The organism is Nonomuraea sp. NPDC050153 (assembly GCF_044460125.1).
Lineage (GTDB): Bacteria > Actinomycetota > Actinomycetes > Streptosporangiales > Streptosporangiaceae > Nonomuraea.
This window is the reverse complement of sequence record NZ_JBITJQ010000029.1, coordinates 38590-63961: the sequence shown is the minus strand read 5'-3', so window position 1 is coordinate 63961 and position 25372 is coordinate 38590. Positions and strand designations below refer to the sequence as shown.

Annotated in this window: 23 protein-coding genes and 1 pseudogene; 12 read left to right on the top strand and 12 right to left on the bottom strand. The window is 70.7% G+C overall.

All coding sequences use genetic code 11. The features are described from left to right. The first annotated feature begins 229 nt into the window (after nt 1–229). Together ACIBQ1_RS45645 and ACIBQ1_RS45640 are read left to right on the top strand one after the other, a co-directional pair. Nucleotides 230–1234, top strand: coding sequence for a heme A synthase (locus ACIBQ1_RS45645; protein WP_397287363.1), 1005 nt, complete (start codon nt 230–232; stop codon nt 1232–1234). A 62-nt stretch (nt 1235–1296) separates the two neighbouring features. Beyond that, on the top strand, nt 1297–2004 hold the full coding sequence (locus tag ACIBQ1_RS45640) for a vancomycin high temperature exclusion protein (RefSeq protein WP_397287361.1): 708 nt from the start codon (nt 1297–1299) through the stop codon (nt 2002–2004). Here ACIBQ1_RS45640 and ACIBQ1_RS45635 read toward each other — a convergent pair. Beyond that, on the bottom strand, nt 1980–3170 hold the full coding sequence (locus ACIBQ1_RS45635; RefSeq protein WP_397287359.1) for a PrsW family intramembrane metalloprotease: 1191 nt from the start codon (nt 3168–3170) through the stop codon (nt 1980–1982). The two genes, ACIBQ1_RS45640 and ACIBQ1_RS45635, sit on opposite strands and share 25 nt — an antisense overlap. A gap of 82 nt (nt 3171–3252) precedes the next feature. Next, complete coding sequence (locus tag ACIBQ1_RS45630; protein ID WP_397287357.1) at nt 3253–4197, bottom strand: heme o synthase; 945 nt, start codon at nt 4195–4197, stop codon at nt 3253–3255. Between the two features lie 248 nt (nt 4198–4445). On the opposite strand from ACIBQ1_RS45630, the gene tkt reads away from it, so the two are divergent. The 6 genes from tkt to pgl all read left to right on the top strand — a co-directional run bounded on the left by tkt (nt 4446) and on the right by pgl (nt 12684). Then, nucleotides 4446–6554 carry a transketolase gene (tkt, locus tag ACIBQ1_RS45625; RefSeq protein WP_397287355.1) on the top strand — a complete coding sequence of 703 codons (2109 nt, stop codon included), beginning with the start codon at nt 4446–4448 and terminating at the stop codon, nt 6552–6554. Between the two features lie 7 nt (nt 6555–6561). After that, nucleotides 6562–7653, top strand: a complete 1092-nt coding sequence (tal, locus tag ACIBQ1_RS45620) for a transaldolase (protein ID WP_397287353.1) — start codon at nt 6562–6564, stop codon at nt 7651–7653. Further along, the gene (locus ACIBQ1_RS45615) at nt 7653–9266 is read left to right on the top strand and encodes a glucose-6-phosphate isomerase (RefSeq protein WP_397287538.1); all 1614 of its coding nucleotides are present in this window, start codon (nt 7653–7655) and stop codon (nt 9264–9266) included. Before tal ends, ACIBQ1_RS45615 begins: the two co-directional genes overlap by 1 nt. A 52-nt stretch (nt 9267–9318) precedes the next feature. Then, complete coding sequence (gene zwf / locus ACIBQ1_RS45610; protein WP_397287536.1) at nt 9319–10893, top strand: glucose-6-phosphate dehydrogenase; 1575 nt, start codon at nt 9319–9321, stop codon at nt 10891–10893. Between the two features lie 70 nt (nt 10894–10963). Next, nucleotides 10964–11878, top strand: a complete 915-nt coding sequence (locus tag ACIBQ1_RS45605) for a glucose-6-phosphate dehydrogenase assembly protein OpcA (RefSeq protein WP_397287351.1) — start codon at nt 10964–10966, stop codon at nt 11876–11878. 32 nt (nt 11879–11910) lie between these two features. Then, nucleotides 11911–12684, top strand: a complete 774-nt coding sequence (pgl, locus tag ACIBQ1_RS45600) for a 6-phosphogluconolactonase (RefSeq protein ID WP_397287349.1) — start codon at nt 11911–11913, stop codon at nt 12682–12684. 64 nt (nt 12685–12748) lie between these two features. Here pgl and add read toward each other — a convergent pair whose 3' ends face one another. Next, on the bottom strand, nt 12749–13762 hold the full coding sequence (gene add, locus ACIBQ1_RS45595) for an adenosine deaminase (protein ID WP_397287347.1): 1014 nt from the start codon (nt 13760–13762) through the stop codon (nt 12749–12751). Nucleotides 13763–13861: 99 nt separating this feature from the next. Here add and ACIBQ1_RS45590 point away from each other — a divergent pair, with 99 nt between their 5' ends. Further along, a complete protein-coding gene (locus ACIBQ1_RS45590) occupies nt 13862–14608 on the top strand; it encodes a class I SAM-dependent methyltransferase (RefSeq protein ID WP_397287345.1) in 747 nt (248 codons plus the stop codon). Here ACIBQ1_RS45590 and ACIBQ1_RS45585 read toward each other — a convergent pair. The 3 genes from ACIBQ1_RS45585 to ACIBQ1_RS45575 form a co-directional block, all read right to left on the bottom strand. Next, on the bottom strand, nt 14597–15172 hold the full coding sequence (locus ACIBQ1_RS45585; RefSeq protein ID WP_397287343.1) for a TetR/AcrR family transcriptional regulator: 576 nt from the start codon (nt 15170–15172) through the stop codon (nt 14597–14599). The two genes, ACIBQ1_RS45590 and ACIBQ1_RS45585, sit on opposite strands and share 12 nt — an antisense overlap. Before the next feature lie 11 nt (nt 15173–15183). Further along, nucleotides 15184–16053 carry an oxidoreductase gene (locus tag ACIBQ1_RS45580; RefSeq protein WP_397287341.1) on the bottom strand — a complete coding sequence of 290 codons (870 nt, stop codon included), beginning with the start codon at nt 16051–16053 and terminating at the stop codon, nt 15184–15186. A 76-nt stretch (nt 16054–16129) separates the two neighbouring features. Continuing rightward, nucleotides 16130–16876, bottom strand: coding sequence for a hypothetical protein (locus ACIBQ1_RS45575; protein ID WP_397287339.1), 747 nt, complete (start codon nt 16874–16876; stop codon nt 16130–16132). A 72-nt stretch (nt 16877–16948) separates the two neighbouring features. On the opposite strand from ACIBQ1_RS45575, the pseudogene ACIBQ1_RS45570 reads away from it, so the two are divergent. Continuing rightward, nucleotides 16949–17401 (top strand): annotated as a pseudogene (locus ACIBQ1_RS45570) (Clp protease N-terminal domain-containing protein); the annotation flags it as partial. A 165-nt stretch (nt 17402–17566) separates the two neighbouring features. Here ACIBQ1_RS45570 and ACIBQ1_RS45565 read toward each other — a convergent pair. Beyond that, nucleotides 17567–18589: a GNAT family N-acetyltransferase gene (locus tag ACIBQ1_RS45565; RefSeq protein ID WP_397287337.1), complete on the bottom strand. Its 1023-nt coding sequence runs from the start codon at nt 18587–18589 to the stop codon at nt 17567–17569. Nucleotides 18590–18783: 194 nt separating this feature from the next. On the opposite strand from ACIBQ1_RS45565, the gene ACIBQ1_RS45560 reads away from it, so the two are divergent. Beyond that, nucleotides 18784–20388, top strand: coding sequence for an amidohydrolase (locus tag ACIBQ1_RS45560; RefSeq protein ID WP_397287335.1), 1605 nt, complete (start codon nt 18784–18786; stop codon nt 20386–20388). 94 nt (nt 20389–20482) lie between these two features. Here ACIBQ1_RS45560 and ACIBQ1_RS45555 read toward each other — a convergent pair whose 3' ends face one another. The 5 genes from ACIBQ1_RS45555 to gap all read right to left on the bottom strand — a co-directional run bounded on the left by ACIBQ1_RS45555 (nt 20483) and on the right by gap (nt 24497). Continuing rightward, the gene (locus ACIBQ1_RS45555) at nt 20483–20827 is read right to left on the bottom strand and encodes an RNA polymerase-binding protein RbpA (RefSeq protein ID WP_350739960.1); all 345 of its coding nucleotides are present in this window, start codon (nt 20825–20827) and stop codon (nt 20483–20485) included. A gap of 74 nt (nt 20828–20901) precedes the next feature. Then, a complete protein-coding gene (secG, locus tag ACIBQ1_RS45550; RefSeq protein WP_397287333.1) occupies nt 20902–21132 on the bottom strand; it encodes a preprotein translocase subunit SecG in 231 nt (76 codons plus the stop codon). 99 nt (nt 21133–21231) lie between these two features. After that, a complete protein-coding gene (gene tpiA, locus ACIBQ1_RS45545) occupies nt 21232–22014 on the bottom strand; it encodes a triose-phosphate isomerase (protein ID WP_397287331.1) in 783 nt (260 codons plus the stop codon). Nucleotides 22015–22020: 6 nt separating this feature from the next. Then, nucleotides 22021–23220, bottom strand: coding sequence for a phosphoglycerate kinase (locus ACIBQ1_RS45540; protein ID WP_397287329.1), 1200 nt, complete (start codon nt 23218–23220; stop codon nt 22021–22023). Nucleotides 23221–23492: 272 nt separating this feature from the next. After that, nucleotides 23493–24497, bottom strand: a complete 1005-nt coding sequence (gap, locus tag ACIBQ1_RS45535) for a type I glyceraldehyde-3-phosphate dehydrogenase (protein WP_397287327.1) — start codon at nt 24495–24497, stop codon at nt 23493–23495. Nucleotides 24498–24683: 186 nt separating this feature from the next. Between gap and ACIBQ1_RS45530 the strand changes: the two genes are divergently transcribed. Then, on the top strand, nt 24684–25325 hold the full coding sequence (locus ACIBQ1_RS45530) for a hypothetical protein (protein WP_397287325.1): 642 nt from the start codon (nt 24684–24686) through the stop codon (nt 25323–25325). Nucleotides 25326–25372: the final 47 nt, after the last annotated feature.

The following is a 25372-nucleotide window of genomic DNA, read 5'->3' as shown; positions in this document are numbered from 1 at the left end:
AAGGGGCTTTCCACGGACGGCAGCGCCACACCCTCCTGAATACGGCGCTACCCGCTGACGGCATATCACCACCTCACCGCCCACCCGGCCGGAGTCCCTCCGAGGAGGGCCGCCGGACGCCGCCACCCCCACGCGGCGCGTCCCGGGCGGCGCCGCCGGGCGTTGTGCGTGGCCGGGGGCGGGGTGACCGGTGGTGGGACCGAGTGGTCAGGCCCGTACCATCGATGGCGTGAAGCTACCCACGGACCACCCCAACCCCTACGTGCGCCGCCTGTTCTCCTTCTGGGCGCCCACGACGGAGTCGATGCGGGCCTGGGCGATGGCGTCCGTGGTGGTCAACGCGGGCATCGCGGTGACGGGCGCGGGCGTGCGCGTGACCGGTTCGGGGCTGGGCTGCCCGACCTGGCCCAAGTGCACGCCGGACAGCTTCATCCCGGCCGCGCACCCCGAGGTGTCGATGCTCAACATGCTGGTGGAGTTCGGCAACCGGCTGCTGACGTTCCTGGTGCTGGCGGTCGCGGTGGCGTGCGTGCTCTCGGCCCTCAGGCTGGCGCCGCGCCGGCGTTCGCTGGTGGGGCTGGCGCTGCTGCAGCCGGCGGGCGTCCTGGCCCAGGCGCTGTGGGGCGGCCTGGTGGTCAGCACGATGCTCAACCCGTTCACGGTGGGCATGCACTTCCTCATCTCCACCGGCCTGATCGCCGCCTGCTGGATGCTGTACGCGCGCGCGGGCGAGGGCGACGGCCCCGCGCGACGGGTGACCCACCGCGACATCCGCAGGCTCGGCTACGCGCTGCTCGCGGCCGTGTTCGCGCTGCTGGTGGCCGGGGTCGTGGTGAGCGGCACGGGCCCGCACTCCGGCGACGAGATGGCCTCGCGCTTCGACCTCGACATCGAGGCGGTGGCCCGGCTGCACGCCGACGTCGCCTACATCGTCGTGGGCCTGACGTTCGCGCTGCTGTTCGCGCTGCACGTGAGCCACTCGCAGCGGGCCGCCAAACGGGCGGCGCTGACGTTGCTCGTGGTGGAGCTGGGCCAGGGCGTGATCGGCTACACGCAGTACTTCCTGGCGGTGCCCGCCGCGCTGGTCCTGCTGCACGTGCTCGGCTCCACGCTGGTCTGGATCGCCGCCCTCAGGGTGGTCACCTCGCTGCGCACCCGCTCCCCGCAGACCGGCCCCGCCGGCGCCGCCGACCACTCCCCCGCCGAAGCCGCCGGAGCACCCGCCGCCGTCTGAGGAGATATGCCAGGGTATGGGGAGATGCGTCCGCCACTCCCCCACCCCCTGGCGGGTGTGATTTGTCACTGAAAGTCCGCCCCACTCGGAAGGCCCTGCGGCGCGCCTACCAAGCGCTGGTGCTGGTCAGCGTGCTCTCCCTGGCGCCGATGACGTGGGCCTGGCTCGGCAGCTCGCCCCACCGGGTGACGGCCGTGGGGGACGGCTGGCTCGGGCACGTGCCCACGGCGCAGGCCGCGCTGGTGCTGGGCGCCGGCCTGTACGGCACGCAGCCCACGCCGATGCTGGCCCACCGGCTCGACATCGCCGCCGAGCTCTACCGGTCGGGCAAGGTGCGGGCGCTGCTGCTGTCGGGCGACAACAGCCGCAAGGAGTACGACGAGCCGACGGCCATGCGCGACTACCTGCTCCGCAGGGGCGTGCCGGACCGGGTGATCGTGCTGGACTACGCGGGGTTCGACACGTGGGACTCGTGCGTGCGGGCGCGCAAGGTGTTCGGGGCGCGGCAGGTGACGGTCGTGACGCAGGAGTTCCACCTGCCCAGGGCCGTGACGCTGTGCCGGACGGCGGGCCTGGAGGCGTTCGGGGTGGGTGACGACTCGACCAGGGACTTCGCCCCGACCACGTACGCCCTCGCCACCCGCGAGCTGCTCGCCACCGCCAAGGCGTTCGCCGACGCGATGGTGCTCCACTCCGACCCGGTCTTCCCCGGCCCGCGCGAGGTCTCCCTGACGAACATCCTGGGTCAGCCGGGCGCGCCGGGGGCGTAGCCGGGCGGCGGGGTGCCCCGCGCGACCGACCTGGCGTGCGCCGTCGGCACCGGGAAGTCCGCCCGGGCCGTGCTCATGCACTCCAGCAATGCCCGCTGCTCCTCGTGGAAGTTCTGGTCGTCGACCATGTGGCGGGCCGCCCGCTCGTGCAGCAGCCCCAGCTCGGTGGCGGCCAGCTGGTAGTCGCGCATGGCGCGCAGCCCGCGCTTGCCGCCGTGGGCCTTGGCCCACTGCCGGGCCTGGCGCCTCCTGGGGAAGGTCGACAGCATGTAGATGTCGGCCTGGGTGACCAGCTTGGTCGGCTCATACGGCGGCAGGTAGCGCTGGATGAGGGCCACGATGCGCCGCCGGTCCTTGAACACCACGCCGATGAGCACGATCAGCACGGCCAGCAGCGCCAGGTAGGCCACCACGAGCCCGGGGAAGCCGCCGTAGGAGGCCAGGCCGTTCCACAGGCCGTGCAGGATCATCGCGCCGGCCCAGCCCGCCAGGATGTAGAAGACCCGCTCGGGGCCGCCGCGCCGGGCGGCGTAGGCGACGGCGACGCCGATCATGGAGCTGAACAGCGGGTGGGCCAGCGGCGACAGGACTCCGCGCAGCACGACGGTGACCGCCAGCCCCTTGAAGCCGGAGTTGGACAGCGCGGAGAGGTAGTAGCTGACGTTCTCGCTCATGGCGAAGCCGAGCCCGACCATGCTGGCGTAGATGACGCCGTCGGTGGGCCCGTCGAGCTCGGCCCGGCGGAACCTGAGCAGCCCGAGCAGCACCAGCCCCTTCATCGTCTCCTCCACCACGGGCGCGCCGAAGGTGGCCGCGACGTTGCGGGCGCTGGCCTCCGACAGCTTGGCGGTGTCGATGATGTAGTGCAGGTTGAGGTAGTTGATCAGACCGGCGACCAGCACCGCGACGCCCGCGCCCCACGCGAAGGCGAAGACCAGGTTGCTGCGCGGCTCCGGCTCCATCCGGTCGAGCGCCAGCACGGCCGCCAGCAGCAGCGGCACCGGCGCGAGCGCCAGCGCGAGCGCGATGAAGAACTGCACGGGAGCGCCGTTGATCACGTCGAAGGAGAACGAGACCAGAGCGCATACGCCGGTGAGGACGAGCCCGATGATCAACGCGAACGACGGGCGGTCCTTCAACACCCAGCGTGGATCACGGGTCGCCATACGGTGACTTTAACGGATCAGAGGGCCGGGGTCCGTGCCGGTCAAGACAGCCTCACCCTCCGGACACGGGTCAGCGCGGCGCTCAGGCCAGCAGCGGGTCGATGGCCACGGCCAGGAACAGCAGCGCCAGGTAGGCGTTGGACCAGTGGAAGAAGCGCATGGGACGCAGGTCGACGCCGCTCTTGCCGGCGTTGAGCCGGGCCAGCAGGCGGTGGACCTCCCACAGACACATGGCGCCGAGGAGGGCCGCCACGATCGGGTAGAACAGCGTGGTGCCAGCCACCGGCCACAGCGCCAGCGAGCACAGCACGGTCGCCCACGTGTAGGCGATCGACTCCAGGATCACCCGCCGCTCGGTGGCCACGACGGGCAGCATGGGCACCTTGGCCGCCGCGTAGTCCTCCTTGTAGCGCATGGCCAGCGTCCAGGTGTGCGGCGGAGTCCAGAAGAACACCACCCCGAACAGCACCAGCGGCGCCCAGTCGAGCCGCTCGGTGATGCCCGCCCAGCCGATCATCACCGGCATGCAGCCCGCGATGCCGCCCCACACGATGTTCTGGGCCGTGCGGCGCTTCAGGATCATCGAGTAGACGAGCACGTAGAACAGGATCGCCCCGGTGGACAGCATGGCGGCCAGCCAGTTGGTGGTCACCCAGAGGCCCACCAGGGACAGCACGCCGAGCGTGATCCCGAAGACCAGCGCGCCGCGCGGCGACACCTGATGCCGGGCCAGCGGCCGGCGGCGGGTGCGGCGCATCTTCTGGTCGATGTCGCGATCCACGTAGCAGTTGAGCGCGTTGGCGCTGCCCGCCGATAGGGTGCCGAACACCATGACCGAGATCGACGTCCACAGCGGCGGCAGGCCGCCGGCCGCCAGGAACATCACCGGCAACGTCGTGATCAGCAGCAGCTCGATGATCCGCGGCTTGGTGAGCGCGATGTAGGCCTTGACGATCATGCCGATCGAGCGCGGCCCCTCCACCTGCGGAGATCGGGCCGTCGCCTGCCTGTTGGTCAGCACCGTCAAGGCGCTTCCAGCCTGTGCGGAGTCAACGCGTAACCTCTGATTAGAGCGGATCCATGGGTGGGCGCCGTGACGCCCCTGCGAACAAACAAACTGTAGTCGCAGGGACGGCCGGTCCGGCCAATGGGGGGCTTGCGCCGCACATGGACGCGTGCGGGTGGAATGGGAATCGATCGCCAGCTCCACTCGGTTAGGGTCCCGTGTGGGCGGGATAGCCAATCAATGACAACTAGATTCCGGAGATCGAGCACTTGAGCACCGAACTCGTGCCAGCCCTCGAATGGACCGACCTGGACAAGCAGGCGGTCGACGTCGTTCGAGCCCTGGCCATGGACGCAGTGGAGAAGGCGGGCTCGGGTCACCCCGGCACCGCCATGAGCCTGGCTCCCGCCGCATACCTGCTGTTCCAGCGTGTGATGCGCCACGACCCGACCGATCCCAAGTGGGCCGGCCGCGACCGTTTCGTGCTGTCGTGCGGCCACTCGAGCCTGACGCTCTACATCCAGCTCTATCTGTCCGGCTACGGCCTGACGCTCGACGACCTGCGCCGGCTGCGCCAGTGGGACAGCCTGACGCCCGGTCACCCCGAGTACGGGCACACCGCGGGCGTGGAGACCACGACGGGCCCGCTCGGCCAGGGCCTGGGCAACGCGGTCGGCATGGCGATGGCAGCCCGCCGCGAGCGCGGCCTGTTCGACCCCGACGCCGAGGCCGGCAACTCGCCGTTCGACCACCACATCTGGTGCTTCGTCAGCGACGGCGACATCGAGGAGGGCATCAGCCACGAGGCCAGCTCCCTCGCCGGGCACCAGAAGCTGGGCAACCTCATCGTGGTGTGGGACGACAACCACATCTCCATCGAGGACGACACGCTGATCGCCAAGTCCGAGGACGTGGTCAAGCGCTACGAGGCCTACGGCTGGCACACCGAGAGCGTCGACTGGACCGAGAGCGGCGAGTACGCCGAGGACGTCCAGGCGCTCTACGACGCGCTGCAGGCCGCCAAGGCGGAGACCGACCGGCCGTCGTTCATCCGGCTGCGCACGATCATCGGCTGGCCGGCCCCGAACAAGAAGAACACCGGCAAGATCCACGGCTCGGCCCTGGGCGAGGCGGAGGTCGCCGCCACCAAGGAAGTCCTCGGCATGGACCCGGCCAAGACGTTCGACGTCCCGGCCGCGGTGCTCGAGCACGCCCGCGGCATCGCCCGGCGCGGCCGCACCGAGCACGCCGAGTGGGAGAAGGGCTACGCCGAGTGGCGGCTGGCCAACCCCGAGCGGGCCGCGGAGTTCGACCGCATCTCCCAGCGCGAACTGCCCAACGGCTGGGCCAAGGCGCTGCCGTCGTTCGAGGCGGGCGCGTCGATCTCGACCCGCAAGGCCTCCGGCGAGGTGCTCAGCGCGCTGGCGCCGGTGCTGCCGGAGCTGTGGGGCGGCTCGGCCGACCTGGCTGAGTCGAACAACACCACGATGAAGGGCGAGCCGTCCTTCATCCCCGAGGAGTTCCAGACCAAGGAGTTCCCCGGCAACCGCTACGGCCGCACGCTGCACTTCGGCATCCGCGAGCACGCCATGGGCGCCATTCTCAACGGCATCGCCCTGCACGGCGGCACCCGCCCGTACGGCGGCACCTTCCTGGTCTTCTCCGACTACATGCGCCCGTCGGTGCGCCTGGCCGCGCTGATGAAGCTGCCGGTCACGTACGTGTGGACGCACGACTCCATCGGCCTCGGCGAGGACGGCCCCACCCACCAGCCGATCGAGCACCTGTGGGCGCTGCGCGCGATCCCCGGCCTCGACGTGGTGCGCCCGGCCGACGCCAACGAGACCGCGTACGCCTGGAAGGCCGTGCTCAAGCACACCGACCGGCCCGCCGCTCTGGCCCTGACCAGGCAGAACCTGCCGGTCTTCGAGGGCACCAGCGCCGAGGGCGTGGCGCGCGGCGGCTACGTCCTGCGCGAGGCCTCCGACGGCCAGCCCAAGGTCATCCTCATCGCCACCGGCAGCGAGGTGGAGATCGCGCTGGAGGGCCGCGAGCTGCTGGAGGGCAAGGGCATCCCGACGCGGGTCGTGTCGATGCCGTGTGTCGAATGGTTCAAGGGGCAGGACATCGCATATAGGCAGACGGTTCTGCCTTCGTCGAACCGGGCTCGGGTCGCGGTCGAGGCCGGCATCGCGCTCGGCTGGCACGAGTTCGTCGGCGAATGCGGCGAAGTGGTCGGTCTCGAACACTTCGGTGCCTCCGCCCCGTACAAGACTTTGTACGAGTTGTTCGGGCTGACGGCCGAACGCGTCGCGGCGGCGGCACATGCGAGCCTGGCCAAGCTTGGTCAGGAAAAGGGCGAGACGACGGGAAACTGAAGAAAAGATGAGCGAGATCCTCAAGAAGCTGTCCGGCCAGGGCGTTGCCATCTGGCTCGACGACATCAGCCGTGAGCGCCTGCGCACCGGCAACCTGGAGCAGCTGATCCGCGAGAAGAACGTCGTCGGGGTGACCTCCAACCCGACGATCTTCGCCAACGCGCTCAGCAAGGGCGACGCGTACGCCGCCCAGCTCCACGACCTCGCCGTACGCGGCGTGGACGTGGGCGAGGCCGTGCGCGCCATCACCACGTACGACATCCGCTGGGCCGCCGACGTGCTGCGTCCCGTCTTCGACGCCTCGGACGGCGTGGACGGCCGCGTGTCGCTCGAGGTGGACCCGCGCCTGGCCCGCGAGACCGAGAAGACGGTCGCCGAGGCCCGTGCGCTGTGGTGGATGGTCGACAGGCCCAACCTGTTCATCAAGATCCCGGCCACGGTCGAGGGGCTGCCCGCGATCACGCAGGCGATCTCGGAGGGCATCAGCGTCAACGTCACGCTGATCTTCTCCCTGGAGCGTTACCGCGCGGTCATGGACGCCTGGCTCGCCGGCCTCGAGGCGGCGCAGGCCAAGGGCCTCAACCTGGCCTCGATCGAGTCGGTGGCCTCGTTCTTCGTCAGCCGCGTCGACACCGAGATCGACAAGCGGCTCGACAAGCTGGGCAAGCCGGAGCTGAAGGGCAAGGCGGGCATCGCCAACGCGCGCCTGGCCTACGCGGCGTACGAGGAAGTGATGAACTCCGAGCGCTGGCAGCGCCTGCGCGCGGCGGGCGCCCGTCCGCAGCGGCCGCTGTGGGCCTCGACCGGCGTCAAGAACCCCGAGTACTCCGACACCATGTACGTCGACCAGCTCGTCGCCCCCGGCACCGTCAACACGATGCCGGAGAAGACGCTCGACGCCACGGCCGACCACGCCAACGTCACCGGCGACACGGTGCGCCCCTTCTACGAGCAGGCCTGGAACACCATGGCCGCGCTCAAGGAGGCCGGCATCGACTACGACGACGTGGTGAAGGTGCTGGAGGACGAGGGCGTCGAGAAGTTCGAGGCGTCCTGGAACGAGCTGCTCGAGAGCGTCACCAAGAACCTGGTTCCGTGATGGAGGTGTCCTACCGCGAGGAGGGGGTGGCCTCGGCCGCTTCCTCCGTCGCGGGGCGCCTCGTCGCCGACGGCGTGCCCGCGCGGCTCGCCGCCGGCGACCCCACGCTGTGGGGTGAGGACGCCGAGGCGGAGGCGGCGGTCAGGCTCGGCTGGCTGACCCTGCCCCGCTACTCTCCCGAGCTGCTGCCCGTGCTGGGCGGGCTCGTGGAGCGGGCCCGCGCCGCGGGCCTGACGAACGTGGTGCTGGCCGGGATGGGCGGCTCGTCGCTGGCGGCGGAGGTCATCTGCGCCACCGCCGACGTGCCGCTCACCGTGCTGGACACGACCGACCCGGGGCAGGTGCGGCGCGCGCTGACCGAGCAGCTCGACGCCACGGTGGTGGTCGTGTCCGGCAAGAGCGGCTCGACCGTGGAGACCGACTCCCTGCTGCGGATCTACGAGCGGCTGTTCGCGGACGCCGGCCTGGCGCCCGCCGGCCGCGTCGTGGTCGTCACCGACCCGGGCTCGCCGCTGGAGAAGCGGGCGGTGGCGGCCGGTTACGACCTCGTGCTCGCCCAGCCGGACGTCGGCGGCCGCTTCTCGGCGCTGTCGGCGTTCGGGCTGGTGCCCAGCGCGCTGGCGGGCGCCGACGTGGCGCGGCTGCTGGACGAGGCCGCGGAGGTGCTGCCGCTGCTGTCACGCGACACCGGCAACCCCGGGCTCGACCTGGGGGCCGCGCTCGGCGGCGCGGCGCTGGCCGGGCGCGACAAGCTGCTGCTGGAGGACCAGCTCTCGGCCATCACCGGGCTGCCCGACTGGATCGAGCAGCTCGTGGCCGAGTCCACCGGCAAGGCGGGCAGGGGGATCCTGCCCGTCGTGGGGGCCGACCCGCACAGGAGCGGCGACGAGCTGGTCGTCGCCATCGAGAGCGACGTCGGGGACGTGCGCGTGGACGGGCCGCTGGGCGCGCAGTTCCTGGTCTGGGAGTACGCCACCGCCGTCGCGGGGCTGCTCCTGGAGATCAACCCGTTCGACCAGCCGAACGTGGCCGAGTCGAAGGAGAACACCGCGGCGCTGCTGGCCCTGCCGGACCTGCCGGCCGGGGCGCCCGCGTTCGTGGACGGGCCCGTCGAGGTGTACGGCGCGGTCAGGGCCAAGGACCTGCCCGGGGTGTTCGCCGAACTGCTGCACGTGATCCCGGCGGGCGGCTATCTGTCGATCACGGCCTTTCTGGACCGGATGGCGGCGTTCGACGCCCCGGTGCCCGACGGGGCCGACTTCGAGCAGATGACCGACGCCTGGATGATGGCCGATCCGGCGACGCTGCGGGCGCTGCTCGCGCTGCGTACCGACCGGCCGGTGACGTTCGGGTGGGGGCCGCGCTTCCTGCACTCGACGGGGCAATACCACAAGGGCGGGCCGCAGAACGGGGTGTTCCTGCAGATCACCGGGGCGGTGGCCGAGGACGTGCCGGTCCCCGGCCGGCCGTACACGCTGGGGCGGCTCCAGCTGGCCCAGGCGCTCGGCGACCTGGGGGCGCTGGAGACCCGCGGACGGCCCGCCGTACGCCTGCATTTGACCGATCGCGCGGCGGGTGTCGCGCGTTTGCTCGCAGCAGCACAGGAGGCTTGAGATGACTGACCCGGCAGCACCCGTGGAGGAGGCCGCCGCTGTCGACAACCCGATGGCGGCCACTGTGGCCACCACAGCCGCGGGCACCGCCACCACCGAGGAGGTGGCCGCCGCCAACCCGCTGCGCGATCCGCGCGACAAGCGGCTGCCGCGGGTTGCGGGACCGTGCGTGATGGTGTTGTTCGGCGTGACGGGTGACCTGGCCAAGCGCAAGCTGTTGCCGGCGATCTACGACCTGGGCAACCGGGGGCTGCTGCCGCCCGGCTTCTCGCTGGTCGGCTTCGCCCGGCGCGATTGGAAGGACCAGGATTTCGCCCAGCTGACGCACGAAGCCGTCAAGGCGCACGCCAGGACGCCCTTCCGCGAGGAGGTCTGGAAGCAGATCCGCGAGGGCATCCATTTCGTGCCAGGTGAGTTCTCCGACGACGGGGCGTTCGACGCGCTGGCCATGGCGCTGGCGGAGATCGACGAGACCCGGGGCACGGGCGGAAACTACGCGTTCTACCTGTCGGTGCCGCCGAAGTTCTTCCCCGTGGTGGTGGAGCAGCTCAAGCGCACCGGGCTGGCCGACGCCCCCGAGGGGTCGTGGCGCCGCGTGGTCATCGAGAAGCCGTTCGGGCACGACCTCAAGTCGGCCCACGAGCTGAACGAGATCACCAACTCGGCCTTCCCGGAGAGCTCGATCTTCCGGATCGACCACTACCTGGGCAAGGAGACCGTCCAGAACATCATGGCGCTGCGGTTCGCCAACAACCTCTACGAGCCCATCTGGAACCGCGGCTTCGTCGACCACGTGCAGATCACGATGGCCGAGGACATCGGCATCGGCGGGCGGGCCGGCTACTACGACGGCATCGGCGCGGCCCGCGACGTGATCCAGAACCACCTGCTCCAGCTCCTCGCGCTGGTCGCCATGGAGGACCCGACCTCGTTCGACGCCTCGGCGCTGCGGCGGGAGAAGGAGAAGGTGCTCAAGGCCGTGCGGCTGCCGGCCAACCTGGCGCTGAACACGGCGCGCGGCCAGTACTCCGCCGGCTGGCAGGGCGGCGAGAAGGTGGTCGGCTACCTGCAGGAGGACGGCATCTCGCCCGAGTCCACGACCGAGACGTACGCGGCCGTCAAGCTGGAGATCGCCAACCGGCGGTGGGCGGGCGTGCCGTTCTACCTGCGCACCGGCAAGCGGCTGGGCCGCCGGGTGACGGAGGTGGCCGTGGTGTTCCAGCGGGCGCCGCACCTGCCGTTCAGCAAGGACGACACCGAGATCCTGGGCCAGAACGCGCTGGTGGTGCGGGTCCAGCCGGACGAGGGCATCACCGTGCGGTTCGGCTCGAAGGTGCCGGGGACCGCCATGGAGGTGCGCGACGTCTCCATGGACTTCGCCTACGGCGAGTCGTTCCTGGAGTCGTCGCCGGAGGCGTACGAGCGGCTGCTGCTCGACGTGATGATCGGCGACCCGCCGCTCTTCCCGCACCAGCGGGAGGTCGAGCTGTCGTGGAAGATCCTCGACCCGATCGAGGAGTTCTGGGCCACGCAGGGCCAGCCCGAGCCTTACGAGTCCGGCTCGTGGGGCCCGCCGTCGGCCGACGCGATGATGGCCCGCGACGGCCGCGTCTGGAGGAGACTCTAGTGATCGAGCGTAGCGAGAGAACAATCGGACACGGCACGACAGTCGTCGCGAGTCCGACGAAGGAGGGCTCGTGACGACCTTCATGCTGTCGGACACGACGGCGGGGAAGATCTCGGCGCAGTTCACGCATCTGCGCCACCAGATGGGCGCGCCCGCCATCGGCATGGTGCTGACGCTCGTGGTGGTCTGCGAGGAGCGCCACCAGTACGACGCGCTGCGCGCGGCCACCGACGCCGCCCGCGAGCACCCGTCGCGCATCATCGTCGTGATCAACCGCGAGCCCGACGAGCCGATCAGGCTGGACGCCGAGCTGCGCATCGGCGAGTCCACGCCGGGCGAGGTCGTGGTCCTGCGCCTGTACGGCGAGCTGACCCAGCACGCCGACTCCGTGGTCAGCCCGCTGCTGCTGCCCGACACCCCGGTCGTGGTGTGGTGGCCGGGCGCGGCGCCCGACGCCCCGTCCAAGGACGCGGTCGGCGCCCTCGCGCAGCGCCGGATCACCGACGCCAGGGGCTTCGACGACGGCGGCGTCAAGTCGCTGGTGACCAGGGCCAAGGGGTACGCCCGCGGCGACACCGACCTGGCCTGGGCCCGGCTGACGCCGTGGCGCAGCCTGCTGGCGGCCGCGTTCGACCAGCCGGTGGGCAGGGTCCGCAAGGGCGTGGTGGAGGCCTCCCCCGGCAACCCGAGCGCGCCGCTGCTGGCCGCCTGGCTGTCGGAGCGGCTCGGAGCCCCGATCAAGGTCGCCGACTCCGCCGGCCCCGGGCTGACGGCCGTGCGCCTGCAGCTCAACGAGGGCGAGCTGACCGTGGCGAGGCACGACGCCCGCCTGGCCACGCTCTCGCGGCCGGGTCAGCCCGACAGGAACGTGGCCCTGGCCCGGCGCCAGACCGCGGAGCTGATGGCGGAGGAGCTGCGCAGGCTCGACCCCGACGAGACCTACGAGGCCGCGGTCAAGCGGTTCGCACGCACGTACAAGGGATGACTTGGACCGCAGTGGCTGAGAAACTGGTATCTGTGAGCGTTCCCAGCGTGGTCGTCCACCGCGACGCCGACGTCCTGGCCAAGGCCGTGGCGGCGCGGATCATCACCCGGTTGGTCGACGTGCAGTCGGCCAAGGGGTCGGCCTCGATCGTGCTCACGGGCGGCACGGTCGGCATCGCCACGCTGGCGGCGATCGCCGCGACCCCCGCCCGCGACGCCGTCGACTGGCGCCGGCTGGACATCTGGTGGGGTGACGAGCGCTTCCTGCCCACCGGCGACAAGGAGCGCAACGAGACCGGCGCCCGGCAGGCGCTGCTCGACCACGTCGACGTCAGCCCGGAGCGGGTCCACGTCATGCTCGGCCCCGACGCGGGGCTGACGGCCGAGGAGTCGGCCGAGTCCTACGCGGCCGAGCTGCGCAGGGCGGCCAGGCCGGAGGATCACGGCCCCGTGCCCGGCTTCGACGTGATGCTGCTCGGCATGGGCCCGGACTCGCACGTGGCGTCGCTGTTCCCGGGCATGCCCGCGCTGTACGACACGCGCCCGGTGGTGGCCGTCCACGGCGCGCCGAAACCGCCGCCGACCCGCATCTCGCTGACGCTGCCCGCCATCCAGTCCTCGCGCGAGGTCTGGGTGGTGGCGGCCGGTGAGGAGAAGTCCGGGGCCGTGCGGCTGGCGCTGTCGGAGTCGGGGCACGTCCAGGTGCCCGCCTCGGGCGCCAGAGGGCGGGCGCGGACGCTGTTCCTGCTGGACCGGGCGGCGGCCGGCAAGATCCCGCCGGAGCTGGGGCGCATCTCGTCCCCCTGATTCCAGGGCACCCTGATTCCGAGACACGGGGCGGGGACCGCGTGGTCCCCGCCCTGTGGCGTTCCTACCGGGCGAGCTCGTCGATCTCCTCGATCAGCGCCCGCTTGCGCTCCTCGCTCAGGTACGACGCCCGGACGCCGTTCCTGGCCAGCTGGGCCAGCTCCGCCTTGCCGAAGCCGAAGGCCCGTGCGGCGGCCCGGTACTCCTCGGCCAGCGTCGTGGCGAACATGGGCGGGTCGTCGCTGTTCAGCGTCACGTACAGGCCCTCCTCCAGCATCCTCGGCAGCGGGTGCCCGGCGAGGTCGGCGACCTGGCCGGTGCAGACGTTCGAGGTCGGGCAGACGTCCAGCGGGAGCTGGGTGTCGCGCAGGTAGGCGACCAGGCGCGGGTCGGCGAGGCAGTTGATGCCGTGGCCGATGCGTTCGGCGCCGTAGCCCTCGATGACCTCCCATATCGTCTCGGGGCCGGACATCTCGCCGCCGTGCGGGACGCTGTGCAGGCCGGCCGCGCGGGCGGCCGAGAACGCGGATCTGTACGCGTCACGATATTTCGGACGCTCCTGCTCGATGCCGCCGATCCCGAAACCTACCAGCGCGGCGGGAGGTTCCTGGAGCGCGTGCTCCACCGTCACCTTGGCGGCCTCCTCGCCGTACTCGCCGGGGATGTCGAAGATGTAGGCCATCTCCACCCCGTGATCCGCCAGCGAACGGGCCGCGGCCAGGTCAAGGGCCTCCGTCACCTCGCGCATGGGCATGCCGACCAGGTGGTGGGCGTACGGGGTCACCTGGAGTTCCACGTAGCGGGCGCCCTGCGGGGCCAGGTCGCGCGCCAGGCCGAGGACGAGGGTCGCCACGTCCTCCGGCTCCCTGACGAGCGCGTTGACGGCCCGGTACACCTGGGCGAAGTGCGGGAAGTCGCGGAAGGTGTAGAAGCGGCGCAACTCCTCCTCGCTGGTGGGGACCGTGCTGCCGGGGTGGCGGCGGGCGAGTTCGAGCACGGTGGGGACCGAGGCCGAGCCGATCAGGTGCACGTGGAGCTCGACCTTGGGGAGCGCGTCGATGAAGCCGTCGATGGTCATGGCGACGACCATACGAGCCATATTTCCCGAAAAAATAGCCTTCATCGGGAAATCTCACACAAGAATGTCAGGTTTGAGGGCCGGGATAGGGTGGGGTTCGTGACCAACGCCGAAGCGTACGATCGCGGCTTCGCCCAGCTGAGCTCCCACACCGTCGGCCCCCTCCTCGACCGGGCGTGCGCGCCCCGCCTGCTTGACGTCGGCTGCGGCACCGGCGTGGTCACCTCGGCGGCGCTCGCGTTGGGCGCCCAGGTCACGGCCGTGGACGCCGATCCCGGCATGTTGCGGCTGACCGCCCGCCGCCACCCGTACGCGACGATCCGCCGAGCCGCGCTTCCCGATCTGCCTTTCGATGACGAGGAATTTGACGCCATAGCCGGAAATTTCGTCATCAATCATGTGCCTGACACGGCCGGGGCGCTCAAGGAGCTCCACCGCGTGCTGCGCCCGGGCGGCACCATCGCCCTGACCTGGTGGAAATCCGATGAGATGACCGCCACGAACGTCTTCGCCGACGCCATCGCCGACGCCGGGGTCCCCTACGAGCCTCCGGCCCGGCCGTTCACCGGCAACGACACGCCGCGGCGCTTCACCGAGCTGCTGGAGGCGGCGGGCTTCGAGGCGGCGGCCGTCGAGCCGGTGCGCTGGCGCCATCGGGTCGACCCCGCCGTCTGGTGGGACGACATCGTGCAGGCGGGCGGGCCCCGCTTCGCGATGATCGCGAAGCAGCCGCGGGAGACCGTCGAGCGGATCAGGGCCTGCTACACCCGGCTGGCGGCCCCGTACGAGCGGGAGGGCTTCCCCGTGTGCGCCTACCTGGCGCACGCCGCCAGGTCAGCCCTTTGACCAGGCGGTCACCAGCGGCACCAGCACCCCGTCGACCGACTCGGCCACGAACTCCGGCCCGAACGGCGGCCCTGCGAAGATCATCCGATGCCAGACCAGCGCCTCGGCGAGCGTGAAGAGCCGCCCTGCGTCGACGGGCCCGGCCAGCTCCCCGCGCTCGGCGGCCCGCTCCAGCAGGGCCCGCACGTCGTCGAGGTCCTTCGTCGGCATGTGCGCGCGCAGCGTGCGCGCCAGCTCCTGGTTGGACACCAGCGTCGAGGACAGGCCGATGACGAGCGTGTGCTTGCGCTCCACCGTCTGGCACAGCCCGCGGAAGATGGAGACCAGGTCGCCGCGGAGCGACCCGGTGTCCTCGCCCGCGGGCGCGTCCATGTCGAATCGCCGGCAGATGACGTCGACCACCAGCTCGGGCTTGCCCGCCCAGCGCCGGTAGATGGTGGCCTTGCTCGCCCTGGCCCGCTTGGCGATCTGGTCGACCGACATCCGGTCGTAGCCGACCTCCGACAGCAGCTCCATCGTGGCGTCGAGAATGGCCCTGTCACGGTCAGGGTCGAGTGGAGCCACGCACACGTCCTTCAGCTGTAGGCGATTTCATCGAATCGTACGCCCGTCAGCTCCATGGACACGTCCCAGAGCCGTATGGCGTCGGCTTCCGACCGGGCCCTCTCCGACGGCGTGAGGCGCTTGAGCTTGGGGCCGATGAACTCGCCGCCGCGGACGTCTGGCGAGGTCGCGGCGTAGAGCGAGGGCACCGCCCCGGCCGCCGCCGACTTGAAGAACACGCCCATGAGGGGCTGTAGCGGCCCGAGCTTGACGATGTTCGTGGCCGTGGTGCCAGGGTGGGTGGCGACGCTGATGAGGCCCGCACCGGCCCTCTCAGCGCGTCGCTGGAGCTCCAGGGTGAAGAGCAGGTTGGCGAGCTTGGAGCGCCCGTACGCGCCGAAGCGGCTGTATCCGCGCTCCAGCCCGAGATTGTCGAAGTCGATCCTGCCCATGGCGTGCGCGTCGCTCGCGACGTTCACCACGCGGGCGGCGGGGGCGGCCAGCAGGAGCGGCAGCAGCAGGCCCGTGAGCGCGAAATGGCCCAGGTGGTTGGTGCCGAACTGCATCTCGAAGCCGTCCTTGGTCTCCTGCCGGGGGATCAGGCCGATGCCCGCGTTGTTGACCAGCAGGTCGAGCTGGTCGACGCCCTCGGCGAAGCGCCTGACCGAGGCCAGGTCCGCGAGATCGAGCCGGCCGTACTCGACCTGGCCGCCGGGCACCGCCCGCAGGATGTCCTCGACGGTCGCCCTGCCCTTCTCGGGCGAGCGCGCGGCGACGACGACGCGGGCGCCGTGCCTGGCCAGCTCCAGGGCGGTGGGCCGGCCGATGCCGCTGTTGGCGCCGGTCACGATGGCGGTCCTGCCGGTCAGGTCAGGGATGGAGTCGGGGGTCCAGGCGCTCATCGCCACTCCTCAGGTCGGCTCACGGTGGGTTCAGGTGTGCAAAGCGCTAGTGTACGGAACCGTTTCGTACACCACCTTAGCCCAGTCTCCGGCGCGCGTGGCGCTCCTCGCGCCGGGCGACCTCCAGCCGCTGCTCGCTCTCGGTGAGCCTCTTGCGGGCCTTGGCCAGCCTCCGCTCCAGCTCCGCCACCCGCCCGGCGCGCTCGTCGCGCTCCCGCACGGCGGATTCCAGCGCCGCCTGCCACTCCTCGTGCGCGGCCTCGGCCTCCTGGCGTTCCTCGGCCCTCCTGGCCTCCGCCTCCGCGCGCTTCCTCGCCTCGTCCTCGGGGGGCGCCCGCCTGACGGGCCGCCCGCGCGGGACGGGGGCGGGGGCGAAGCCGCTGTAGCTGAGCGGCTTGACCAGGCGGCCGCCGCGCACCTGCCCGGCGGCGTCGGCGTCCACGATGGCGGACTCCAGCGTCTGGTCCACCTCGGCCGCCGCCGCGGGCGACAGGCCGCCGGCCTGCCTGACGAGCCTGCCCACCCTGCCCATGACGCCGGCCCGGCGCCTGGTCAGCTCGGCCAGCGCGTCGGCGTCCTGCTCCTGCCAGGCCGCGCGCAGCCGCTCGCCCACGTCGAGCAGCTCGGCCAGCTCGTCGGGGTGCTCGCGGGCCACCCGGTTCACGGCCCAGGCGGACACCGTGGGCTTGCGGAGTCCGGTTATCTCGCGGGCGAGCCCCGCCTCGCCCGCGTCCTTGGCCGCGCGGGCCTCGGCCGTGCGCGCGGCGGTGAACTCGGACGGCGGCAGCGCATAAAGCCGGCCGGCGACCTCGTCAAGATCCACACAGGACAAATACCCCACATCCGCTGGTTTGTAGCGCATAGTGGAGGCAGTGGCAGTCGAACGGAGGCCCCCGTGTTCGAACGCTTCACCGACCGCGCGCGACGGGTCGTCGTCCTCGCCCAGGAGGAGGCGCGGATGATGAGCCACAACTACATCGGCACGGAACACATCCTGCTCGGGCTGATCCACGAGGGCGAGGGGCTGGCTTCGCTGGTGCTCGACGGCTGCGGCGTGGAGCTCGACCACGTACGCGCCTTCGTCGAGCGCGAGGTGGGCCACGGCGGCAAGTCGCCCAGCGGGCACATCCCCTTCACGCCGCGCGCCAAGAAGGTCCTGGAGCTGTCGCTGCGCGAGGCCCTGCAGCTGCGCCACAACTACATCGGCACCGAGCACATCCTGCTCGGGCTGATCAGGGAGGGCGAGGGGCTGGCCGCCCAGGCGCTCGTGGACGCTGGCGCGGACCTGGCGGACGTACGGCAGCGCCTGCTCGACCGCGTGGGCCGCGCCTCCAAGGAGCGGCCTGCCGAGATGTACTTCGCCGGCGGCTCAGTGCTGGGCGAGCGGCTCACCCGCATCGAGGAGAGCCTGGAGCGCATCGAACGCCACCTGGGCATCCGGCCGCAGGCCGACAAGCAGGCCGACCAGCAGGCCGGCAAGCCGCAGGAAGAGGAGCCGCCGAGCGAGGAGGGCCTAGGCTGAGACCATCGTGCCGACCGGCAGCCTGCCCTCCATGACCCCGGGGTCCTCGGTGTAGCCGAGCGTGGCGCCCAGGGAGATCAGCAGCCTGCGCATCCTGGCGTTGTCGGACAGCAGGGTGGCCTTGACCTCGGCGTAGCCCAGGTCGCGGGCGCTGCGCACGAGCATCTTCGCCATCGCCGCGCCCAGACCGAGCCCCTGCCAGCGGTCCTCGACCAGGAAGGCCATCTCCGCGATGCCCGGGTCAGGGGTGAACATGAGGTTGGCCATCGCCACGACCTGCCCGTCGTGCCCGGCCACCAGCGAATGCCCCTTGCTCCTGTCACACAACCGGTCGAACGTGCGCGCCGGCAGCGCGGGCATCGAGGTGAAGTAGCGGAACCTGCGCGACTCGGGCGAGCACCTGTCGTGCAGGTCGCGCACGGCCTCGCGGTAGATCGAGGTGAGCGGCCGGACCGTGACCTCCACGCCGTCGGACAGCTTGATCGCGCGCTCGGCGGCGCTCGCCTCCTCGGCGGGCTGGGCGAGCCTGGCGAAGGAGGCCGCCCTGGCCGCCTCGGTCAGCGTGAACGGCAGCTCCGAGCGGCGCAGCCGCACCGCCCGCCTGGGGGCCACGGGGACGACGAGCTGGGTCGGGTCGGGAAGATCACTCACCGCTTCACCATAGATCCACCTGGCGTCGTCGGCGCGCAGCAGCTCGGCCAGGAGCTCGGGCAGCCGCCACGGCATCGAACGCAGCCTGGAGGCCAGCAGCAGCGCCCTGGTGGGCTCGTCGGTCAGCTCATGGGCGGTGGCGGGGACCACCTGGACGCGGCGGCCGCCGGCCGCCTCCAGCGCCTCGCGCACCGTCTCGGGGCCTGCGGGGATGTCGGCGACGAACTCGTCGACCGTGCCGTCCGCGTCGGACTGCACGCTGAGGCCGAGGATGTTGCCGCCCCTGTCCGCCAGGGCCGCGGCCAGTGAGGCCAGCCGGCCGGGTCGCTCGTCCACCGTGGTACGGATGCGCAAGAATCCCATGGCTTTGAGGATGCCTGGCAGCTGTTACGCAACCGCTAACGATGTGTTTCATCGCGTACTTCATCACGAGATGAGGCGATTTTTCACCATATGGGGGGTACCCACCCCCGCTTGTCGCAGGTCACCGGGCCGGGCGGGAAGATGTACGGCGGGCTCGGTGCGCGCGAGCCGGATCCACCACAGAAAGGAAGCCCATGAACATCCTCTTCCGAGGAGGCCGCGTCTTCACCCCGGGCGGCGTGCGAGGCGAGGCCGTGCTGGTGCGCGACGGCGTGATCGCGGCGGTGGGGCCGGAGGGCGAGCTCGCCCGCCGGGCGCCGTCCCACGAGACGGTGGATCTGGATGGCGGCCTGCTGGTGCCAGGCTTCACGGACGCGCACATGCACCCGGTCCAGGCGGGCCTCGAACGCGCAAAGTGCGACTTGTCAGAAGATTTCGGCCTTGACGCGTACATAGCCCTGATAGCCGACTATGCGGCGAAAAATCCGTCTAAAGAGTGGATCGATGGCGGCGGGTGGGACATGTCGGCGTTCCCCGGCGGCCTCCCCCACCGCGACCAGCTCGACTTCCTCGACCGCCCCGCGTACCTCATCCAGCGCGACCACCACGCCGCCTGGGTCAACACGCGGGCCCTCCGGCTGGCCGGCATCACGAAGGACACGCCGGACCCCGCCGACGGCCGCATTGAGCGCGACGCCGCGGGCGAGCCCACCGGGGTGCTGCACGAGGGCGCGATGGACCTCGTCGGCCTGCTCACCCCGCGCCCGACCGCCCAGGACCTGGACGACGCGCTGGAGGACGCGCAGAAGCACCTGTTCTCGCTGGGCATCACCGGCTGGCAGGACGCCATCGTGGGCTCCTACGCCGGCTCCCAGGACCAACTGCCCACCTACCTGGCCGCGGCCCGCTCAGGCAGGCTCAGGGCGCGCGTGGTGGGCGCCCTGTGGTGGGACAGGACGCGCGGCCTCGACCAGATCGAGGAGCTGGTCGAACGCCGTGCCTCCGCCGAGGGCCTCGACCGCTTCACGGCCACCTCGATCAAGATCATGCAGGACGGCATCACGGAGAACTTCACGGCCGCCACCCTGGAGCCGTACTGCCTGTGCGGGGGCACGGGACTGTCGTACGTGGACCCGTACAAACTCAAGGAGTACGTCGCCGAGCTGGACCGGCTCGGCTTCCAGGTGCACTTCCACGCCATCGGCGAGCGGGCCGTGCGCGAGGCCCTGGACAGCTTCGAGGGCACGGACCCCGGCAACCGCCACCACATCGCCCACCTGCAGATCATCGAGCCGTCGGACGTGCCGCGCTTCGCCGCCCTCGGCGTCACGGCCAACCTGCAGCCGCTGTGGGCCACGCACCACGCCCAGATGGACGAGCTGACGCTGCCGTACCTCGGGGAGCCGCGCTCGTCGTGGCAGTATCCGTTCGCGGACCTGCTGGCGCACGGTACCCGCTTCTGCGCGGGCAGCGACTGGCCGGTCTCGAACGCCGACCCGCTGCAGGGCATGCACGTCGCGGTGAACCGCACGGAGCCCGGCGGCTCGGTCCACGCCGGCTACCCGACCGCGCAGACCCCGTTCCTGCCCGGCCAGCGCATCGACCTGGCCACCGCCATGACCGCCTACACGGCGGGCTCGGCCTGGATCAACCGCTCCCCCGCCGGGGCCGTCGAGCCGGGCCGCCCGGCCGACCTGGTGGTCCTGGACCGCGACCCGTTCGAGCTCCCGCCGGGCGAGATCTGGACGGCGCGGGCGCGCCTGACGTTCGTGGACGGCGACCCCGTTCACGGAAGCTGAGTCCACGGAAGCTGAGTCCACGAGCTCCGCCGAGCGGTCGCGGAAACGGCGAAAGGGCCTCGGCGACCCGAGACCCTTTCGCCGAACCCAGCCACTACCAGGGGGACTTGTTGTTCCTCAGGCGCTCCAGTGCCTCCTCGAGGATCGCCTTGCCGTCCTTGTCGCTCCTGCGCTCCTTCACATAGGCAAGATGCGTCTTGTACGGCTCGTTCTTCGGTGGGGCAGGCGGGGCCGACTCGTCCTGTCCGGCAGGGAGGCCGCAACGGGGGCAGTCCCAATGCTCCGGGACCGCCGCGTCACTGGCGAAACTGGGGCGCGTCTCGTGCATGTTGGCGCACCAGAACGAGACCCGCACTCTCGGAGCTGCCTCGCCGCGCTCGGCCTCCCCCATAGGGCCGGCGCCGACTCGGCTGCCACGGATCGCGTTGCCACTACCCACGGATGAACTCCTCGCTCGATCGCCCCGCGCGCAGGCACGGGGGGAGAATCACTGTCACGCGTTAACTTGTTTGCTCAGGGCTTCATGAGAAGGCCGAGAGCGATGATGCAGACGAACCAGATCGTGCCGGTGATGATCGTCAGCCGATCGAGGTTGCGCTCCACCACCGAGGAACCACCGAAGTTCGACGAGAAACCGCCGCCGAACATGTCAGACAGGCCGCCACCCTTGCCCTTGTGGAGCAGCACGAGCAGGATCATGAGACCGCTCGCCAGGATGAGTGCGATAGAGATTCCGAGTTCCACGGTATGCCTGTTCCTTCAATGCTTTGTTACGCGTGACGATTCAGACTTGCCTTCTGAGGGTACGGCCTGTTGTCAAGTCGCACCCCCAGAACGGCTCAGTTAGCCTGGCATTTCGGAGAAACGGCAGATCTTCGCGAACTCCCCGGCGTCGATGCTGGCACCGCCCACGAGCGCGCCGTCGACATCGGGTTGAGCCATGATCCCCGCGATATTGCCTGACTTGACCGAGCCTCCGTAAAGGATACGGATCCCAGAGGCCACTTCGGTGTCGTAGAGCTCCGCAAGTCTGACTCGCAGCGCGCCACAGACCTCCTGGGCGTCCTCCGGGGTGGCCACCTCGCCGGTGCCGATCGCCCACACCGGCTCGTAGGCCACCACTATCGATTTTGCCTGCTCGGCGGTGATTTTGCGCAGCGCGCCGTCGAGTTGTCCAAGACTGTGCGCGATGTGGCCACCCTCTTGACGCACCGACAGGCCCTCCCCGACGCACAGGATCGGGGTGAGCGAGTGCCGGTAGGCGGCCTGCACCTTGGCGTTGACCAGGTCGTCGTCCTCGCGGTGGTACTGCCGCCGCTCCGAGTGGCCGATGGCCACGTAGGTGCAGCCGAGCTTGGCCAGCATGGCGCCCGAGATCTCGCCGGTGTAGGCGCCGGCTTCGTGCTGCGACACGTCCTGGGCGCCGTACACGATCCTGAGCTTGTCGCCGTCGACCAGCGTCTGCACGCTGCGCAGGTCGGTGAACGGCGGCAGGACGGCGACCTCGGCCTTGTCGAAGTCCTTGTCGTTGAGTGCGAAGGCCAGCTTCTGGACCAGTGCGATGGCCTCGAGGTGGTTGAGGTTCATCTTCCAGTTGCCGGCGATGAGCGGCTTGCGCGTGCTCATGAGTGCTCAGTCCTCCAGGGCCGCGAGTCCGGGGAGGGTCTTGCCCTCAAGATATTCGAGGCTGGCCCCGCCACCGGTGGAGATGTGGGAGAAACCGTCCTCGGGGAGTTCCAGCTTCCGTACGGCCGCCGCCGAGTCGCCGCCGCCCACCACGGTGAGGGCGCCCTCGTCGCCGGTACGGGTGACCAGCGCCTCGGCCACCGCCCTGGTGCCGCCGGAGAACGCGTCGAACTCGAACACGCCCATGGGCCCGTTCCAGAAGACGGTCCTGGCGTCGGCCAGCTTCGAGGCGAACAGCTCGCGCGTCCTGGGCCCGATGTCGAGCCCCTCCCGGTCGGCCGGGATCGCGGTGGCCTCGACCACGTCGTGCTCCGCGTCCGGCCCGAACGTGACCGCCGCCAGCACGTCGACGGGCAGCACGAGCTCGACGCCGCGCTCGGCGGCCGTGACGAGGAAGCCGCGCACCTGGTCGAGCTGGTCCTCCTGGAGCAGCGACTTGCCGACCTCGTAGCCCTGGGCCTTGAGGAACGTGTACGCCATGCCGCCGCCGATCAGCAGCCGGTCGACCTTGGCCAGCAGGTTGGCGATGACGCCGAGCTTGTCGGAGACCTTGGCGCCGCCCAGCACCACCACATAGGGCCGCTCGGGGCTCTCGGTCAGCTTCTTCAGCACCTCGACCTCGGCCACGACCAGCCCGCCCGCCGCGTGCGGCAGCAGCTTGGGCACGTCGTAGACGCTGGCGTGCTTGCGGTGCACCGCGCCGAACCCGTCGCCCACGTAGAGCTCGGCCAGCCCCGCCAGCTTCTCGGCGAACGCGGCCCGCTCGGCGTCGTCCTTGGACTCCTCGCCCGGCTCGTAGCGCAGGTTCTCCAGCAGCGCGACCTCGCCGCCCTGGAGCGTTTCAACCGTGCCATGGGCGCTGTCGCCGACCACGTCGGTCGCGAACGCCACCTCCTGGCCCAGCAGCTCGCCCAGCCGCCTCGCCACCGGCCTGAGCGAGTATTTCGGGTCGGCCTTGCCCTTGGGCCTGCCCAGGTGGGCGCAGACGACGACCTTGGCGCCCCGTTCCACCAGCGTCCTGATCGTCGGCACCGACGCCCGGATGCGGCCGTCGTCGGTGATCGTCTCCCCGTCGAGGGGGACGTTGAGGTCGGCGCGCACGAGCACGCGCCGCCCCTTCACGTCGAGATCCTCGAGCGTGCGCATGCTCATGCTCCCTATTCGTGGCCTCCACTCCGTGGAGGCGGGCTCGGTCGCCTTCGTGCCGCCACTCCCGTGGAGGCGGCTCGGCCGCCTTCGTGCCGCCGCGCGTTCACGGCCGCCACTCCGTGGAGATGGCTCGGCCGCCTTCCTGCCGCCGCGCGGTCACGGCCCCGTTCCATCGGAGGCACGCGCGGTCACTCCGGGTCGTCGCCTCCCTGGCGGGGCCGGGCGAACGGCGCTCCCCCAGGGGTGCGGCGGCTCAGTGACTCGGCGGCTCAGAGGTCGCGGCCGACCAGCTCGATCAGGTCGGCGAGGCGGTTGGAGTAGCCCCACTCGTTGTCGTACCAGCCGACGACCTTGACCTGGTTGCCGATGACCTTGGTCAGACCGGCGTCGAAGATGCAGGAAGCCGGGTCGGTGACGATGTCGGAGGAGACGATCTCGTCCTCGGTGTAGCTGAGGATGCCCTTGAGCGGGCCCTCGGCGGCGGCCTTGACCGCGGCGTTGACCTCATCGACGGTGACCTCGCGGCTGACGTCGACGGTGAGGTCGGTGGCCGAGCCGGTGGGGATCGGCACGCGCATGGCGAAGCCGTCGAGCTTGCCCTTGAGCTCGGGCAGCACCAGGCCGATGGCCTTGGCGGCGCCGGTGGAGGTGGGCACCACGTTGAGCGCGGCGGCGCGGGCGCGGCGCAGGTCGCTGTGCGGGCCGTCCTGGAGGTTCTGGTCCTGCGTGTAGGCGTGGATGGTGGTCATCAGACCCTTCTCGATGGTGAAGGTGTCGTGGAGGACCTTGGCCATCGGCGCCAGGCAGTTGGTCGTGCAGGAGGCGTTGGAGATGATCGTGTGGCTGGACGGGTCGTAGCTCTTGTCGTTGACGCCCATCACGATCGTGACGTCCTCGTTCTTCGCCGGAGCGGAGATGATGACCTTCTTCGCGCCGTTCTCGGCGTGCACCTTGGCCTTCGTGGCATCGGTGAACAGCCCCGTCGACTCCACGACCACGTCCACACCGAGGTCGCCCCAGGGCAGCTTGCCCGGGTCGCGCTCCGCGAAGACCTTGATCGCCTTGCCGTCGACCGTGATCTCGTCGCTCGTGGCCTTCACCTCGTAAGGCAGGCGGCCCAGGATGCTGTCGTACTTCAGCAGGTGGGCGAGCGTCGCGGTGGCGGTCAGGTCGTTGACCGCGACGATCTCGATGTCCTTGCCGCTGGCGGCGACAGCGCGCCAGAAGTTGCGACCGATGCGGCCGAAGCCGTTGACGCCTACGCGGATGCTCACGGGAACCGATCTCCTCGAAACCAGATGGCGGGCTGAAACCTCAACCACGAACACTATCGGACCTAAATTGGTTTAGACCACTGCAGGTCCCCGCCTGTGAATCAGCGTTCCGGAGGCACGTTTTGTGAGGTTCGAGTAAAGTGCCCGACTCATCGATGTAAATTCGTGCATTCTCTGGGGGCTGAGATGTCACACAAGCGGTCCGGCCTGCTGCCCGGACTCATTGTAGGCCTGCTATCGGCGCTGGTCAGCGCAGCAGTGCTGGGGGCGGCCGTGCTGTTCCAGACCCGCCTGCCGGCCGCCGTGATCGGCTTCGGCAACGGCCATCCGCTGTCGCTGGCGTCGTCTCTCGTGGTCGCTCTGATCGTCGCCCTCGCGATGGGCGCCGTACGACCCCGCAGCATCCTCCTGATCCCCACGGCGGCCCTGTACGCGGGCGGCGCCATGGCCGCGGGCCAGATCGTCGGCTCGTCGATCATGATCGGCTCCACCCTGCGCACCCCGCCCGCCGAGCGCGGCCCCGCCGACCTGTCGGACGTCACGCTCGACAACTTCACCGCCGGCCTCCCCTACGCGCCCTCGCTCTACCGGGATCCGCTCTCGGTGTCGTGGGCGGCCTGGCTCTACATCGCCGTGGCCGCCCTCGCCGCGCTGTTCCTGCTGACCCTGCGCGTGGTCCGGGTCCGCCGCGCCCAGCGCGCCCAGGCCGCCGAGGCGGAGGCGGAGTCGCCGGAACCGGAGTACCGCGCCCCCTTCGAACCCGCCCAGGCCCCCACCCCGAAGCCGACCACAGACCTGTTCACCCCCCGCAACCCCACCAAGGACTGACAGACCCATCCTCAGGAGCAGCACCCCATCCCGCACCCCGCGTCAGC